This is a genomic window from Chthoniobacter flavus Ellin428 (assembly GCF_000173075.1).
GTDB lineage: Bacteria > Verrucomicrobiota > Verrucomicrobiia > Chthoniobacterales > Chthoniobacteraceae > Chthoniobacter > Chthoniobacter flavus.
Window position 1 is genome coordinate 447,901 of sequence record NZ_ABVL01000002.1, and the last position, 16,483, is coordinate 464,383.

Genomic DNA, 16,483 nt, shown 5'->3' on the forward strand with positions numbered 1-16,483 from the left:
ACTCTCTGACCGGGGATTAAGATTACGATTACGATTAAGATTAAGAGCCCCTTCCCTGGGTCCCGACCCACCGCGCTTACGCAATCACGTGAAGGCCTAATGCTTGCGCGTTTCGGACACTCATACTCATTGTGAGTATTCACCGCCCAGATATGACCCGCCAGCCCCTGTTCGTCTCTTTTGCCAGTGTCGGATGCTCTTTGATCGCGCTAGCCACTGTCGCCTCCGCCGCGGAAAGCACGCCGGACAACAAGGTCCACTTCAACCGCGACATCCGGCCGATCTTTTCGGACACCTGTTTTCACTGCCACGGCTTCGATCCGAAAGGGCGCAAGGCGGGGCTCCGGCTCGATATTCGCGAGGACGCGCTGAAGAAGACCGACAACGATGTTTACCCGATCGTCCCCGGTAAACCGGACGAAAGCGAAATCATCGAGCGTCTCTTCAGCACCGATCCGGACGACATCATGCCGCCGCCCAAGGCGCACAAGGAAATCCCGCTTGCCCAGCGGGAGCTGATCAAGCGTTGGGTCGCGGAAGGCGCGCAGTATGAGCCGCCGTGGGCCTACGCTCCGCTGAACAAGCCGGCGGTGCCAGTGATCAGTAATCAGTATTCAGTAAAAAGTGGGTCACCGATCGTTAACCCGATCGACAACTTCATCCGCGAAAAGCTGGCCGAGAAGAAGATCGAGCCTTCGCCCGAAGCGCCGAAGGCGAAGCTGTTGCGCCGGCTTTCGCTCGACCTCATCGGCCTTCCACCCACGCCGGAAGAAGTGGCTGCCTTTCTCGCGGACGACTCGCCGGACGCCTACGAAAAGCAGGTGGATCGTCTGCTCGCTTCCCCGCGCTACGGCGAGCGCATGGCCGTGTGGTGGTTGGACGTCGCGCGCTTCACCGACACGGTCGGTTTCCACGGCGACCAGAACCAGCGGATCTTTCCGTATCGCGACTACGTCATCAACGCGTTCAACTCGGACAAGCCTTTCGATCAATTCACCATCGAGCAACTCGCCGGCGACCTGCTGCCGCACCCCACCACCGAGCAACTCGTCGCCACCGGCTACAACCGCCTGAACATGATGACGCGCGAAGGCGGCGCGCAGCCCAATGAGTATCTCGCCAAATACGGCGCCGAGCGGGTGCGTTCGGTAGCGGCGGCGTGGTTCGGCAGCACCTTCGGTTGCTCCGAGTGCCACGATCACAAGTTCGACCCAATCAAGACGCGCGACTTCTACGAGCTGAAGTCCTTCTTCGCCGATGTGAAGCAGTGGGGCGTTTATTCCGACTATGGCTACACGAAGAATGCGGAGCTAGCCGGCTTCAACAACGACTATCCTTTCCCGCCGGAAATCCAGGTCGACAGCCCATACCGGCAGGCCGAGAAAAAGCAGGCCGAAGCGGAAATCGACGCTCATCTCAAAACCACTCGCGAAGACCTCGCCAAAAATCCCCGGTTGCACGGACAGTTCGAGCAATGGATCACGGATTCCCGCGCTTTCCTCGAGAAGGACAACAGCGGCTGGACGAGCCCGGCCCTGAGCGCGGTCATCCTCGGCAAGGGTGATAAACTCGAGATCGACCGCGACGTGCTCATCGATGCCGGCCTCGCCGTGCAGCTCGAGAAGCCGCTCACCAAGGACGAAAGCCTGCGCATCGCCACCCGCACCGGCGGCGTGCACATCGCTTCTGTGCGCATCGAGCTGGCTCAGAATTTGGCCGACGAGAAGGAGATCGAAGCCTCCCTCAGCAAGAGCGTGAAAGTCACCGCCAGTGTGAAAGCGGCCAATGGCAAGATGCGCCGGCTGGGCGTCTATTACGCGGACGCCACGGACAAGTTCCCGCGTTTCACGAATGGCAAGGAGACCTTGGGCGTGGTCACCGAATGGAAGCTGCCCCACAGCAAGCCGGCCAAATCGCCGAGCGCCGTGTGGTTGCTCGATCCGCCAGTGACGCTCGCTGCCGATGAAAAGCTGGTGCTGACCATTTCCGGCGATAGTCCCCTGCCCCTGCGCATTTCCACTTCACCCTTCGCCGGCCGCACCCCGCTCGGCCTCGATGTCGCGGCCTTGCGTTCCGCGCTCAATACGAATCCGGCGGCGCTCAGCGAATCGCAAACGGCTCTGCTCGCCGACACCTGGCTCTTCAGCACCGCGGCCGATCGTGCGGATTTCGACCGCTACAAGGAACTCGCCTCCGACCTGCGCGAGAGCCGCAACGGCAAAGCCTGGACGATGGTTACGCAAGCCGTCGAACCACTCCTCACCCGTGTGTTGCCGCGCGGCAATTGGCAGTCTGAGGACGGGCCGGTCGTATTGCCCTCGACGCCGTCCTTCCTGCCCGGTCGCGAGGAGAGCACGCCCGAGCACCGGCTCACCCGGCTCGATCTCGCGAAATACATCGTCTCGAAGAAGAACCCGATCACCGCGCGGGCGGTCATGAACCGGCTGTGGCAGCAATTCTTCGGCACCGGGATCAGCTCGACCGTCGACGATCTCGGCTCGCAGGGCGACCCGCCGTCGCATCCCGAATTGCTCGACTGGATCGCCAGCGAGTTCCGCGACAACGGCTGGGACTTCAAGCACATGATCAAGCTCTTCGTCATGAGCGCGACGTACCGCCAAAGCAGCGCGTTGCGTCCGGAACTGCACGAGATCGACCCGGCGAATCGCCTGCTCGCTTCGCAGAATCCGCGGCGCCTCGAAGCCGAGTTCGTGCGCGACAATGCGCTCTTCATCGCGGGCATCCTCAATACCAGCCAGATCGGCGGACCGAGCTTCTATCCCTATCAACCGCCGGGCTATTACGACGCCCTGCAATTTCCCAATCGCGAATATGTCGCCAGCACCGGCCCGGAACAATGGCGGCGCGGCGTGTATATCCACTGGCAGCGCACGTTCCTGCATCCGATGCTCGCCAATTTCGACGCCCCGGCGCGCGACGAATGCGCCGCCTTGCGCGTGGTCAGCAACACCCCGCAACAGGCGCTCACCCTGCTCAATGATCCGACCTTTGTCGAAGCCGCGCGGCTCCTGGCCGGCCGTTTGTTGAAGGACGCCAATGCCCCCACCGACGACGCCCGGATCGATCGTGCCTTCCAGATTACCGTGGCGCGTGCGCCCAAGGAGAAGGAAAGGGCCTCGCTGGAAAAATTCCTCGCCACCCAGCGCGACTATTATCGCGAGCACGTCGACGACGCCGGAAAACTGCTCAAGATCGGCTACGCGCCGCCCACCCAGGGCGACCCCGCCGAAGCCGCCGCGTGGACCACCGTCTGCCGCGTCATTCTCAATTCGCAGGAAGTCATCACCCGCTACTGATATGAAGTCTTTCGATCCCATCGAGCACGCGCTGAGCGTCAACCGCCGCACCTTCCTCTCGCAGAGCGCCTACGGTCTCGGCGGTCTCGCGCTCGCCATGTTGCAAAACAAGGTCTTCGGCGTGCCGACCACTTCGCATCGGCCCGACGGCTGGCATGGCGCGCTGCAGGAAGCGAATTTTCCGATCAAGGCCAAGCGGGTGATCTTCCTCTGCATGGCCGGCGGGCCGTCGCAGTTCGAAACGTTCGACTGGAAGCCCGAGCTCAAGAAGCTCGACGGGCAGCCGTTCCCCGAGTCGTTCACCAAGGGTCAGCAGCTCGCGCAGTTGCAGAACGCGGTGCTGAAAGCACGCGGCTCGATCACCAACTTCCAGCGGCACGGCAAGGCCGGCATCGAGATCAGCGATCTCTTCCCGAATATCGCCGCCGTCGCCGATGAACTGTGCGTGGTCCGCTCGATGCAAACCGAGCAGATCAACCACGACACCGCCCACGCCTTCATGAACACCGGCTCGATCATCAAGGGCCGGCCGAGTATGGGTTCGTGGCTGCTCTATGGTCTCGGCGCGGAAACGCAGGAGCTGCCGGGCTTCATCGTCCTCATGTCCCAAGGCCGCACCGGCCTGCAACCGGTGTCCGCGCGACAATGGTCGAGCGGCGTGCTGCCCAGCCGCTTCCAGGGCATTCAATTCCAGACCAAGGGCGACGCGGTGCATTACATCGGCAATCCCGATGGCGTCTGCCAGAGCACGCAGCGGCAGGTCATCGAGGAAATCGAACGCATGAACGGCTTGCTCGACGACGAGCAGCACGACCCGGAAATCGCCACCCGCATTGCGCAGTACGAACTCGCGTTCAAGATGCAGACCAGCGTGCCGGAGCTCACGGATTTCAAGAACGAGCCGAAGGAAATGCTCGATCTCTACGGCGTGAAGAAGCCGGGCGATGGCAGCTTCGCTTCGAACTGTTTGCTTGCCCGCCGGCTCGCCGAGCGCGGAGTGCGCATGATCCAGCTTTACCATCGCGCGTGGGATCACCACGGCAACCTCGAGAACGGGATGAAATGGGGCGCGGAAGACGTCGATCAGGCCACCGCCGCGCTCATCAAGGACCTCAAGCAACGCGGCATGCTCGACGACACGCTCATCCTCTGGGGCGGCGAATTTGGCCGTACCCCGATGGGCCAGGGCAGCGGTCGCGATCACCATATCCTCGGCTTCAGCGTCTTCATGGCCGGCGGCGGCGTGAAGGCCGGCACCACCTACGGTGCCACCGACGAGCTCGGCTATCGCGCCGTGGAGAACCCGGTCAGCGTCCACGACCTCCATGCCACGATGCTCGCCCTCATGGGTATCGACCACAAACGCCTCTCCACGAAATTCCAGGGCCTCGACGTTCGCCTCACCGGCATCGCCGGAGATATCGTCAAGCCGCTGATGGCGTAGGGCGAGAACGAGCCGCAGGCTGGAGGGCGCTGCTCCGCTCTAAGCATTATCCACAACTCAATCCGAGTGCGACTCCCTCCTCGCGGTCATTCTGAGCGGAGTGCCCGAGGGCGAAGGCGGCGGGCACGCAGTCGAAGAACCCGGCCGAACAACCAGCGAGACGCCCATGAGAACTGTGGAATAAACCCGCCGAGCAACCAGCGAGCATCGCTAGTAAAGCGGCCGGGTTCTTCGACTGCGCGCTCCCCACTGGCCCTCGAGCGCTCCGCTCAGAATGACATCGAGAAGAGGGCGCTTCCGTTTGCAGGCTAGCTCATCGCACCCGCCACCGCCGCTGCAGCGAGATCCCGCGGGTGAGGCTGCACCGCCTTCGCCGGCAGCGAGGTCAACACCACGCAAATCGTCTTCGTCGCCGGGTCGGCCCACGCGATCGTGCCTGTGGAGCCGGTGTGGCCGAAGGTCTGTTCGGAACAACCTTTGCTGCCGGCCCAGGAACCGACGGCGAAACCCAGGCCACGCGAAGTAAATCCTGGGGGATTGTGATTCGTCACCATGAGCCGGGCCGTCTCCGGTTTCACCGCGGCGCCCGTCGGCTCCATGAATTCCGCCATGAACTTCGCCAGATCTGGCGCGGACACTTCCGCTCCGCCCCAAGGCGCTCCGAGCTTGCGCCAATACGGGCTGTTCCAATCCCATTCTTTCGCAGTCGGATCACCGCCACCGGATTCCGGCGCGGCACGGTCGGTCTGCATCGGCACCATGTCTTCGAGTTTGAACCGGCCCAGTCCTTGGGCCGCGTACTCCATCTTGAGCGGTTGAAAAACCGTGCGATCGACCAACTGGTGGATGTCCGTCCCGCTGAGCTTTTCCGCGATCTGCGAGGCGAGGAGAATGCCCATGCTCGAGTAGGAGTATTTCGAGCCGGGAGCAAAGAGCAGCGGTGTGCGCATCACCTCTTCCGCAAACTGGGCGAGTGAGGCGTGGCTCTTCCGGAGTGCGTTATTGTTCGGCAACTGGTCCGGCAATCCGGATGTGTGAGTCAGCAGATGTTGCATCGTCACCTCGCCGCGATGATCGCCATCGAACGGCGGGAGAAATTTCTTCACCGGATCGTCGAGCTGGAAGAGACCGCGATCGTAAAGCGTCATCAATGCCGTCACCGCAATCGGCTTGGAGATCGATCCGAGAAGAAACATCGCATGCTCGGAGCTGGCATGACCGAACGTGCGCGTGAACGAGGCTTGTCCCTGACGGACGTGTAGCACCGCAGCGGCCACTTCTCCGTCAGCGGTGGACTTCGAAAGAATAGTGGCCGCTTCATCCAACTTTTCCTGTCGCCAAGCGCCGATCACTGAACCGCCGAGCGAAACCGCAAGACCGCCTTGAATGAAAGTGCGTCGAGTCATGCATCGCAGCGTAAGGGGACCAGCTTCCGTCCCCAAGCTCCAAACGCGGTACAACCGTGATTACGGACTAACTCGCAGCGTCCAAAAGCGCGCGCAATTCACCACAAAATTCACCAGCAAACTCACCCTCTATCCAAATCTCCCCTTCCATCGCTGTCTTTGCCGGGGCTCTCGGGCCCGTAATCCGATAGCTCACGGCAACCCAGCCGCGGTGATCTCGATCCAAACGGAGCCATCCGCCTGCAGCCAAAGGCAATTCGAAAGCGGCTTTTTTCAGATCTTGAAACTCCCCGAAGTTCTGACGCTTTCCAGAATCCCAACTTCCGCAAGTCCACGCGGTTGCCGCGAATTGCTGATCATTATGAAAGACGCCAGCCTCCAATTTCAGGAACGCGATGCCCTCTTTCGAAGGGCATTAGATCAAAAGAAAATTCTCCGTGTCTCCGATACGCATCGGTAGTTCACGAGACACTATAATCCCGTGGGCTTCTCGCTTAATTCAGATGTCTTTACTTCTGCTCCTCGCGATACGGCTTCTTCTGCTTGTAGAGCTCGATGCGCGATTTGATGTCCGCCTGCACTTCCGGCGTTTCCTGGCTGGAGGCTTTCACCGCTTCCTCCTGCCATTTGATCGCGGCGTCGAATTCACCCTTCTCCGCAAAGGCCGCGGCGAGCGTATCGAGGTAGCCACCGTTTTGGTAGCTGGTCATCTCACAGGCCTGGCTGGCGAGTTCCACCGCGCGCTTGCCGTCGCGCACGCCGTCCTTCGTGCCGGTGGCCAGCAGCCACGCGCAATCATTAAAGGGCTGCGCCTCGCTCGGATACTTCTGCATGATCTCCGAGTAGGTCCCCAAGGCCTTGTCCAGGTCGCCCGAGCCATACTGCGCGGAAGCCGTCCCGAGCAACGCGCGGAAATCGCCCGGCGCCGTCGCGAGAATCCCTTGGTAATCCTTCAGCGCGTCGGCCCATTCCTTCTTGCTGCGATGAATCTCCGCGCGGCCGAGCAGGGCCGGCATATCCTTCGGGTTCAGCGCCAGGGCCGCATTGAAATCCGACATCGCCTTGTCCACCTCATTCATGCCGGCGTAGGCATAGCCACGCTGGGCCAGCGGCTGCGGATCCTTCGGCAGCAGTTCCACGGCTTGCGTGTAATCCTCCACCGCTTCCTTGAAGTCGCCCTTGAGATAATTCACCCCGCCGCGACCGGTGTGGCCGGCCGGATCCTTCGGGTCGAGCTGGATGCAGCGCTCGAAGTCGGCCTGCGCGTCGTCCAGTTCCTTTCGCAGCACGTGCACCTGGCCGCGCGCCTGCAGCACTTCTTTGCTATCGGGCTGAATGGCCAGCGCCGCGTCGAGATCATCCAGCGCCGCCTTGGTATCGCCCGTGTCGCCGAGCACCAAGCCGCGCAGGAAGAGCGCGAGATAATGCTGCGGCTCGAGCCGCAGCGCTTGGTTGAAGTCGGCCAGGGCGTCATCGAGCTTGTGCTGCTTCTGGTAGATGTACCCGCGATGCGCGTAGGCTTCGGCGCTGGGCTTCAGGCGGATGGCGGCGTTCAAGTCAGGCAGCGCCTTGTCGTATTCGCCCCGGCCCGCCCGAAGGCGTCCACGCCAGAAATGGGCGGCGGCATTGTCCGGATCGTCAGCCAGGGCGGCATCGAGCGCCGTCAGGGCATCGTCGATCCGATTATCCTTCAGGGCCTGTTCGGCGTCTTCGAGATGATTCGACTGAACGGACTTGATGGCGGCCGGGCTGAGCACCGGCAGCAGCAGAAAAATAGCGAGGGGGAGAACGCGGCGGAGTTTGGCGATGGATAGCACGGGGCGAACGGTCACGCGGACTGGGCTTAAGGTCAAGTCCGACGCTACAAGGGGAAAGGATGAAGGCGGAAGGATGAAGGATGAAGAAAAGTGCCCGGTGCGGTCTTTGGTCTACAGAGACAAACTGCCGCGTGGCGAATGTCTTACCCTAAAAACTGCGGAGCGCAAGTCCACTTCATCCTTCATCCTTCCGCCTTCATCCTTTTTCCACCTCTTCTCTTCCTCTCCAGTTTGTCTTTAAAAAATGCTCCACCTCTGCCCGAATCCGGCTACATTCCGCGCCCCTGCCATGTATCGCACCCATTCCTGTCATCAACTTCGCCCCGCCGACATCGGCCAATCCGTCACGCTCGCTGGCTGGGTGAATACCAACCGCGACCAGGGCGGTGTCATTTTCGTCGATCTCCGTGACCGCGAAGGAGTTACGCAGATCGTGTTCCGCTCGGAAGAGAACGCCGACGCCACCGTCCACGCGCACAAATTGCGCAGCGAAGACGTCATCCAGATCACCGGCAAAGTAGCCGCCCGCTTGCCCGGCACAGAAAACGCCAAGCTGGCTACCGGCGCCATCGAAATCATTGCGACCGACCTGAAGGTCCTCAACAAGGCCGACGTGCCGCCCTTCCCGCTCGATGACCCGAAGGTCAACGAAGACCTGCGCCTCGAATACCGCTATCTCGACCTGCGCACCGACCACATGCAGCGCAACCTCAAGCTGCGCCATCGCATCGTGAAAGCCACGCGCGATTACCTCGACGACGCCGGATTCCTCGAAATCGAGACGCCCGTGCTTTCGAACCCCACGCCCGAGGGCGCGCGCGACTTCCTCGTGCCGTCGCGCCTCAACCCCGGCACCTTCTACGCCCTCCCGCAGGCCCCGCAGCAGTACAAGCAACTCCTGCAGGTCGCCGGCCTGGAGAAGTATTTTCAGATCGCCCGCTGCTTCCGCGATGAAGACTTGCGCGCCGATCGCCAGCCGGAATTCACGCAGATCGACGTGGAAGCCTCTTTCATCACCGACGTTGAGATCCAGACGCTCATCGAAGGCATGCTGAAGCGCATCTTCAAGGAAGCCCGCGGGGTCGATATCCCTACGCCCTTCCCGCGCATGACCTATGCCGACGCCATGAATCGCTTCGGCTCCGACAAGCCCGACCTGCGCTTCGGCCTCGAACTCGTCGATCTCGCCGACATCTTCAAGGAATCCGGCTTCAAAGTCTTCCGCTCCGTGGCCGATAGCGGCGGCGTCATCAAGGCGCTCAACGCCAAGGGCGCAGCCGCACTGCTCAGCAAGGAGCAGCTCAAGAAGTGGGAAGAATGGGTCAAGACCGAGTTCGGCGCCAAGGGCCTTGCTTACATCAAGTGGAGCGAAGGTGGCGAATGGGAATCGCCCATCGTGAAATTCTTCAGCGACGCCGAGAAAAAGGCGCTCGCCGAGCGCATGGGCTTCGCCGCCGGCGACGTCCTGTTCTTCGGCGCCGACATGAAGCTCGAAGCCGTGGCCGAAGTACTCGGCCGCGTGCGCCTGCGTTGCGCCGATATCCTCGGCCTGCTCGCCGCGAAGAAGGATGAGCTCAACTTCCTTTGGGTCGTCGACTTCCCGCTGCTCGCCTTCTCGCCGGAGGACAACCACTGGGTCGCCGTGCACCATCCTTTCACCCGCCCGAAGGCCGAGGACATGCCCGCCCTCGAAGCCGGGGAATACGCCAAGGTCCGCGCGGTCGCCTACGACGTTGTGCTCAACGGCGTCGAGCTCGGCGGCGGTTCCATCCGTATCCACGAGAAGGATTTGCAGACGAAAATGTTCGAAGTGCTCGGCGTCGGCCCCGAGGAGCAGCAGCTCAAGTTTGCCCACCTCCTGCGGGCGTTCAGCTTTGGCGCCCCGCCCCACGGCGGCATCGCCCTCGGTCTCGATCGCCTGGTCATGCTCGCCGTCGGCGCGGAGTCCATTCGCGAGGTCATCGCCTTCCCGAAGAACAATCGCGGCTGCGATCTCATGACCCATTCGCCCGTCGAAGTCGACTTCAAGCAACTGCGCGAAGTCTACATCTCGAGCACGGCGAAAAAGAATTGAACCGACTGGCGCTCCACGCGCTCTAAGCGATCCGTTCGCGGGCCTGCCTGGTGACGAAAATGTCACTCGCTCGTCCGCGATCCCACGTTATCTTCGCCGCGCCAAATGTTGAAACCTCTCGTCCGCCTTTTCGCCATGCTCCTGTTCTTGGGAGCCGGTGTCTTGCGCGCCGAGGAAATCAACCCACCCTTTGGCCTGCGTTGGGGCGAGACTTCCCAACGGCTCGAGAAGCTGCTCATCGGCGCGAAAGCCACCATCGTTGATAAGCATTTCGTCGATGGCAAAGAGGCGTGGGACGTCGAAGGCCTGCTCCAGACCGGCCTGAAACGCACCGTCTTCTACTTCCATCGGGGCGAACTGGTGGAAGTCGAGCTGCAGTATCAGCAAGATGGCTGGGACGACACCCGCTACACCGGCTTGATGAAACGACGTGCGCAAGCGCCTCGAACAACGCTACGGGGACGGCCAGCTCATCGCCCGCCGCACCGAGCAGGCTCCGGAAAGCGACGTCACACAAAAGATCGTCGGCTACAAGTGGAACCAGAACAACACGGCCATCGAGCTCGTCTACTTCGCCGCCGTGAATACCACGCAGAGCTTTCGCACGCTTAGCGTGCATTATAAGGCATTTTAACGACGAGTCGACTGTAGCGCGCCCGCGCATCCAACGGAGGAACGCGCTCCTGCGCGATCCCTGATTTTTCCGACCAACCGAGACCCGTTGGAAGGTGGACACCCAGGAGCGTGTCCCGTTGAGCGTGCGGACGCGCGCTGCATCAATTCGCCGCGATCTGCCGCGGAGCGCTCGCCATCGGCAGTTTCGGCTGCCCGTCCACGCCATTCATGACTCGCGCCATCTTCACGCTGTAATTGATCCCGCTGAACTGCTGCGCCATCTGCACCGGCGAGGCATTGTGAATCCAGCGCGGCGTCCATGACTGATTGTCCATCATGTAAGTGCGTCCGCGGTCTTCATAGACCACCGCGGCATGCGAGGCACGCGCCGCCGCCCCGCCCACCGGCTGGGCCGAAATCTCTCCATCCGTCCCCACCGTAGGAACGCCGCCCGTTTCGTAGCCGTAAACGACCACTTGCGCCGGAACCCCCGCCGCCTGCAGCTTCTTCTGCAAAGCGATCGCGAAGGGCAGACACTCGCCCTGCTTCCCCTTGCCAGGGATGCTGGCATCCTTGGCGATGCGCGCCGCCGGCGTATCTCCGATTCGGATGCCACCGGCGAAGCAGGAAATACCACCGAAGAGCATTGCGGCACAAATTATGGAAACTACAGTTTTCATACCTCTTTTAGAAGCACTACGCATTCGCCAGGCCGCTGGACGTCTGTGTATTCAGCCCCGGGAAAAACCCCTTACGCGGATTTACGGGGACTATTTAGAACCGGGGGCGAACAGACCCGAAAATCGACCTCGCTATACCGAAAATAAGGGTAATCCAAACGATCCCTTTCCACCTCACACTTGCGCGCGCGCCCCTGCTGCCGTGATATACCAGCCTTGATCTCGTCCCGCTCCCTGCTCGCCACGCTGAAGCAAACCTTCGGCTACGATTCCTTCCGCCCATTGCAGGAGGAAATCATCACGGATGCGCTGGCCGGGCGCGATGTCTTTGCCCTCCTGCCCACCGGCGGCGGCAAGTCCCTCTGCTTCCAGCTCCCCGCCCTGCTTCGGGATGGCCTCACGGTGGTCGTCTCGCCCCTCATCGCCCTCATGAAGGACCAGGTCGACGCCCTCACTGCCACCGGCGTCCCGGCAACCTTCCTCAACTCCACCCTCGATGGCGACGAGGCCCGCGCCCGTTTCCGCGGCCTGCATCGGGGCGAATTCCGCCTTCTCTACGCCGCTCCCGAGCGCCTCATGCTCCCCGGCTTCGTCGATAACTTGCGCGCCTGGAACGTCACCCAGATCGCCATCGACGAAGCCCACTGCATCAGCGAATGGGGCCACGATTTCCGTCCGGAATACCGCCAGCTCGCCGACCTGCGCGAGACCCTGCCCGACGTGCCCATGATGGCCCTCACCGCCACGGCTACCGAGCGGGTGCGCGCGGACATCATCGAGCGCCTGCGTCTGCGCGACCCGCGCTGCTACACCGCCAGCTTCAATCGCCCGAACCTCACCTACCGCGTCGTCCCACGCGCGCAGCCCTACGATCAAGTGCTCGCCTTCCTGCGCAGCCGTCCGGGCGAAAGCGGCATCATCTATTGCTCCAGTCGCAAGGCCACGGAAAGCGTCGCCGAACGTCTCGCCGATGATCGCATCTCGGCCAAGCCGTATCACGCCGGCCTCACCGCCGAGGAACGCGGCCGGCACCAGGAGCTCTTCCTGCGCGATGAAGTGCGCGTCATCTGCGCCACCATCGCCTTCGGCATGGGCATCAATAAGCCCAACGTCCGCTTCGTTCTGCACTACGATCTGCCGAAGAACATCGAGGGCTACTATCAGGAAACCGGACGCGCCGGACGCGACGGTCTGCCCGGCGAATGCGTGCTCCTCTTCTCTGCCGCGGATGTGGTCAAGCAAACTTCTTTCATCGAGGAAAAGACCGATCCCGAGGAGCGCCGCATCGCCCGCGCGCAACTTCAGCAGATGGTCCATTTCGCCGAGAGCTCCGCCTGCCGGCGCGTGGAACTGCTCGGCTATTTCGGCGAAGAGTGGCCCGACGAAAATTGCGGCGGCTGCGACAATTGCCTCACCCCACGCGAGACCTTCGACGGCACGCTCGCCGCGCAAAAGCTTCTCTCCTGCGTCTACCGCGTCCGCCAGCGCAGCGGCTTCAACTTCGGCCTCAATCACGTCATCGAAGTCCTCACCGGCGGCGAAACCGAAGCCGTGCGCAAATGGGGCCACGAGCAGGTTTCAGCTTACGGCGTCGGCCGGGAAATGAAGCGCGGCGCGTGGCAATCTATCGGCCGCGAGCTCATCCGCCTCGGCCTGCTCGAGCAGAGCCCCGAGAAATTCGCCACCGTGGGTCTCACCGCCGAAGGACTCGCCGCGCTCAAGAGCCGCCAAAAGATCACGCTCACCAAACCCGTCGCCATTGCCGAAAAGAAAGCCCGCAGCCGCCGCGGCGAAATCGCCTGCGACGAACGTCTCTTCGAGCAATTGCGCCGCCTGCGCAAGGAAATCGCCGACAGTCGCAACGTCCCCGCGTATGTCATCTTCGGCGACGTCACCCTCCGCGAGATGGCCCGCGAATATCCCACCACGGAAGACGCCTTCAGCAATCTGACCGGTGTTGGCTCAAGGAAGCTCGACGAATTCGGGGCGCCCTTCATGGACGCGATCATCAAATACCTGCGCGAGAACCCGCGGCAGACCTTCGAGTAGATAGTCGGTGCAGCGGAGAGGCCGCTCAGAGGGACGCGCTCCTGCGCGTTCCCCATCTCGCTGCATCTGCTAACAAAGCCCCCAGGGTCTCCGTCATGTAAGCACACCGCGAATCCTCGCGCGGTAACATTGATACCTCACTCCTTTGAAACATCGATGAAACCAGCTCCCCTCCTCTTCGCGCTTTGGCTTCTCTCATCCACCATCGCCATCCTGCACGGGGCCCCCTTCCCCAAGGATGCTGCCGTCAGTCTGCACTTCCTGGAACACCCGGCCATCGGGGACCAGGTCGTCGGAAAATTCGTCGTCCAAAACAACGGGGTCGACTTCTCTGGAGGTCGCGTTTTGGGATGAACTAAACGTCGAGGTCAAAGATGCGGAAGGGCACTTCTTTGCCTCACGTTCCGGAAGTGGGAAAAGCGGTCAGCTTTTTTCCCGTGCCGACCGTAATCGGACCCGGAAAATCGGACTCCCGAAACGTGGTCCTCTCCGACTTTGTGGACATCCTGACGCCCGGCACCTACGTCGTCTCCGCCGGGAGCAAGCTGGGCTGGCAAAACGGCGACCCTTACCCGGTGGCCACCGCCAAAATCGACTTTCATCCGCCCACCGCGGAAGACGCCGCCGCCCGCGCTCATCAGCTCAGCGCCAAGCCGGACACTTGGGAAAAAGCTTCCCAGAACGGCCGTGTTCTCGAGCGTCTGCGAGACCCGCAATATCTCGCTCCGCTGCGCAAGGAAGTGGAAGCGGGGCATCCGGATGCTTGTTTCGGCATCGCCAGCATTCCGGGAGTCGAAGCCACCGAAATCCTGCTCCAACTGGCCGATTCTCCCGATGCTCAGACCGAGCGAGCCGCAATGGCGGCCCTTCTGCGTCGTCTGCCCGTGACGAAGGATGGTCGGTCGCTGCATCTCGCCATGCTCGCTCTCGGCCAACCGGAAATCGTGCGCCAGAGCTGGCCGGAGAAACTGGACGCGCCGCTGCTCGCCCTGGCGGAGAAGATCCTGCGCAACGCCCCGCAAGCCCACGGCTCCCTCAAAGTGCAAGATCCTCCTCCCACGGATTACTTTCATCTTTCGTTCACCAGCGCGGTCTCCGCTGCCGCCGCCATCGTCGCCAACCGCGGCGGCGTGGCCCAAATGCCCGCTCTGATGGCAGCGACAAATCGCGCCCTGGCCGCCCCCTTCGAACCACGGACCGACGTGCATGGCCCCGTCAATAATCTGCCTGATCCATTGCCCGCGCTGCTGGATGCCATCGATGGCTTGCGCCAACGCGGCTGGATCATCAAGCCACGCGAACTCACCAGCAACCTACCGCTGGAGGGAAAAGCCGGTGCTCTCGTCTTCTTGCGTCAACTAGCCGACCCGCAAGTCCCCAAGCCGGAAGGTGAAGATTGGAAGCAGATCGTCGCCCGGTATCTTCGGGACGATTCCCCGGTGATGAAAGTGAACGCTCTGCAAGCGATTCCGCACCCATTCCCCGCCGATTGGGAGGGTTCCGTCACCGCCGCTTTGAAAGACCCTGACTTGGGCGTCGTCGTCGCCGCCTGCCAGGCGGCCGGCGCATCCGGTCACCAGAGTTTTGTTCGTTCGCTCGCCAATGTCGTGGCATCCGTTCATGAGCCCGCGATTATCCCCGGCGTGCGCGACCCGGCGACGAAAGCGGCGGTCCAACTGGGAGGTGGCACCGTGCTTTGGGAGGCTTGGGCCGACCGCCTCGCCGACGAAGACAGCCTGTTCGACGCGCTCTACCAGCTTTGCCAGGGGACCATCGATCTTCCTCCCGAAACCAGTGGCGGCACGGGCAACGGCAGCGCCGATCGCGCACAACGGTTTCAAATGCGCGATGCCTGGCGTGAGTTCATCCAGAAACACCGCGATCTGCTCGATCACGGCCAGCGTGTCCCGCGCAACGATTCTTCCATCACGCCCATTCTGACCGGCCTGAGCTTTGGCGATTCGCCGATCATTACCATGCACCTCCATGACGGCACCGACTGGCCCAAGCCGGATATCTCGAAAACGGCGCCAGGCGTTCCTGGCTTGCCCAATGCGCCAAGCCGCTGAGATTCTCGGGTGATGCCATCCCACCAGCCTGCGATCGTCCGCCGGGCGGAAATCAATGATGCGGCCGCGATCGCCGGGATTTACAACGAAGCGATTCTCACCACGACCGCGACCTTTGATACGGAGACCAAGAGCGTCGAAGACCGTGCGCAGTGGTTGCAGGCGCATGATGAGCGGCATCCCGTTCTGGTCGCCGTGGTCGATGGCCATGTCGTGGGCTGGGCATCACTGACCAGTTGGTCCGAGCGCCGGGCTTACGATGCGACCGCCGAGACTTCGTTTTATGTGCATTCCACTCATCGCGGGCGCGGGATCGGCCGCCGGCTCAAAGAAGCGATCATCGCCGAGGCGCGCCAACTCGGATATCATACGCTGATCGCCCGCATCGCCGAAGGCAGCCACGAAAGCGTTCACCTCAACGAGAGCGCGGGCTTCGTACACGTGGGCACGCTCAAGGAAGTGGGCCTCAAGTTCGGCCGCCGACTGGACGTGCATATCATGCAGTTGATGCTGCAATAGACCCTTCATCCCGCCCGAAAACTGCTTCGTAAGAAAGTCACTCCGTCCCCAGGTGAAAATTTCTTCACGACTCATCGCTATCGTCGTCTCCGCAATTGTCATCGTGGCTTCGCTGACCTTGATCACCTCCGCCGTGATCGATTCGAAAAGGCAGGGCTGGAACATGGACAAAGCCGAGCGGCATATCGCGCTGATTGAGCCCGCGATTCGCGCCGATGCGCGATTCGAGCAGGTGCGATTGATGCCCTATACTCGCTTCAATGGATGCCTGCGCATCGAGGGCCACGTCAGTTCGGAGCAAGTCAATGCCGATCTGCTAAAAATCATCAAGGAAAGTCATCCCCCTGTCCCCCTGGACTTATGAAGTCTTCGCCATTCCGGAATTTCCGCAATGAATCATCCGGATCATTCTCGCGATCGTGACTTACGCCTTTTTAACTAATTAACACGACGTAATTACACGGGAATATCCGCTGACTTATTTAATTAAGTT

At 61.8% G+C, this 16,483-nt stretch carries 13 protein-coding genes; 9 read left to right on the plus strand and 4 right to left on the minus strand.

All coding sequences use genetic code 11. From position 1 onward, the window contains the following. Positions 1-152 precede the first annotated feature (152 nt). Both CFE428DRAFT_RS04750 and CFE428DRAFT_RS04755 read left to right on the plus strand, forming a co-directional pair. Positions 153-3,317: a PSD1 and planctomycete cytochrome C domain-containing protein gene (locus tag CFE428DRAFT_RS04750; RefSeq protein WP_006978309.1), complete on the plus strand. Its 3,165-nt coding sequence runs from the start codon at positions 153-155 to the stop codon at positions 3,315-3,317. 1 nt (position 3,318) lies between these two features. Further along, complete coding sequence (locus CFE428DRAFT_RS04755) at positions 3,319-4,761, plus strand: DUF1501 domain-containing protein (protein ID WP_006978310.1); 1,443 nt, start codon at positions 3,319-3,321, stop codon at positions 4,759-4,761. Positions 4,762-5,069: 308 nt separating this feature from the next. On the opposite strand, the gene CFE428DRAFT_RS04760 is transcribed toward CFE428DRAFT_RS04755, so the two are convergent. Next, positions 5,070-6,167, minus strand: coding sequence for a serine hydrolase domain-containing protein (locus CFE428DRAFT_RS04760; protein WP_006978311.1), 1,098 nt, complete (start codon positions 6,165-6,167; stop codon positions 5,070-5,072). Between the two features lie 509 nt (positions 6,168-6,676). Next, on the minus strand, positions 6,677-7,999 hold the full coding sequence (locus tag CFE428DRAFT_RS32970) for a tetratricopeptide repeat protein (protein WP_006978312.1): 1,323 nt from the start codon (positions 7,997-7,999) through the stop codon (positions 6,677-6,679). 274 nt (positions 8,000-8,273) lie between these two features. Between CFE428DRAFT_RS32970 and aspS the strand changes: the two genes are divergently transcribed. Next, positions 8,274-10,058: an aspartate--tRNA ligase gene (aspS, locus tag CFE428DRAFT_RS04775; RefSeq protein ID WP_042724379.1), complete on the plus strand. Its 1,785-nt coding sequence runs from the start codon at positions 8,274-8,276 to the stop codon at positions 10,056-10,058. Between the two features lie 87 nt (positions 10,059-10,145). On the opposite strand, the gene CFE428DRAFT_RS04780 is transcribed toward aspS, so the two are convergent. Next, positions 10,146-10,496 carry a hypothetical protein gene (locus CFE428DRAFT_RS04780; protein ID WP_162145232.1) on the minus strand — a complete coding sequence of 117 codons (351 nt, stop codon included), beginning with the start codon at positions 10,494-10,496 and terminating at the stop codon, positions 10,146-10,148. Here CFE428DRAFT_RS04780 and CFE428DRAFT_RS04785 point away from each other — a divergent pair. After that, the gene (locus tag CFE428DRAFT_RS04785) at positions 10,489-10,692 is read left to right on the plus strand and encodes a hypothetical protein (RefSeq protein ID WP_006978315.1); all 204 of its coding nucleotides are present in this window, start codon (positions 10,489-10,491) and stop codon (positions 10,690-10,692) included. The two genes, CFE428DRAFT_RS04780 and CFE428DRAFT_RS04785, sit on opposite strands and share 8 nt — an antisense overlap. 142 nt (positions 10,693-10,834) lie before the next feature. Here CFE428DRAFT_RS04785 and CFE428DRAFT_RS04790 read toward each other — a convergent pair whose 3' ends face one another. Next, entirely contained in the window at positions 10,835-11,353 is a 519-nt protein-coding gene (locus CFE428DRAFT_RS04790) for a hypothetical protein (RefSeq protein ID WP_131989107.1), read from the minus strand. A 216-nt stretch (positions 11,354-11,569) separates the two neighbouring features. Between CFE428DRAFT_RS04790 and recQ the strand changes: the two genes are divergently transcribed. From recQ to CFE428DRAFT_RS04815, 5 genes are all read left to right on the plus strand, one after another. Then, complete coding sequence (gene recQ, locus CFE428DRAFT_RS04795) at positions 11,570-13,402, plus strand: DNA helicase RecQ (RefSeq protein ID WP_006978317.1); 1,833 nt, start codon at positions 11,570-11,572, stop codon at positions 13,400-13,402. A 156-nt stretch (positions 13,403-13,558) separates the two neighbouring features. Then, entirely contained in the window at positions 13,559-13,756 is a 198-nt protein-coding gene (locus CFE428DRAFT_RS04800; protein WP_006978318.1) for a hypothetical protein, read from the plus strand. Between the two features lie 125 nt (positions 13,757-13,881). Next, a complete protein-coding gene (locus tag CFE428DRAFT_RS04805; protein WP_157447418.1) occupies positions 13,882-15,471 on the plus strand; it encodes a hypothetical protein in 1,590 nt (529 codons plus the stop codon). 12 nt (positions 15,472-15,483) lie between these two features. Further along, positions 15,484-15,990 carry a GNAT family N-acetyltransferase gene (locus tag CFE428DRAFT_RS04810; RefSeq protein WP_006978320.1) on the plus strand — a complete coding sequence of 169 codons (507 nt, stop codon included), beginning with the start codon at positions 15,484-15,486 and terminating at the stop codon, positions 15,988-15,990. A gap of 52 nt (positions 15,991-16,042) precedes the next feature. After that, positions 16,043-16,354: a hypothetical protein gene (locus CFE428DRAFT_RS04815; protein ID WP_006978321.1), complete on the plus strand. Its 312-nt coding sequence runs from the start codon at positions 16,043-16,045 to the stop codon at positions 16,352-16,354. The last annotated feature ends 129 nt before the right edge of the window (positions 16,355-16,483 follow it).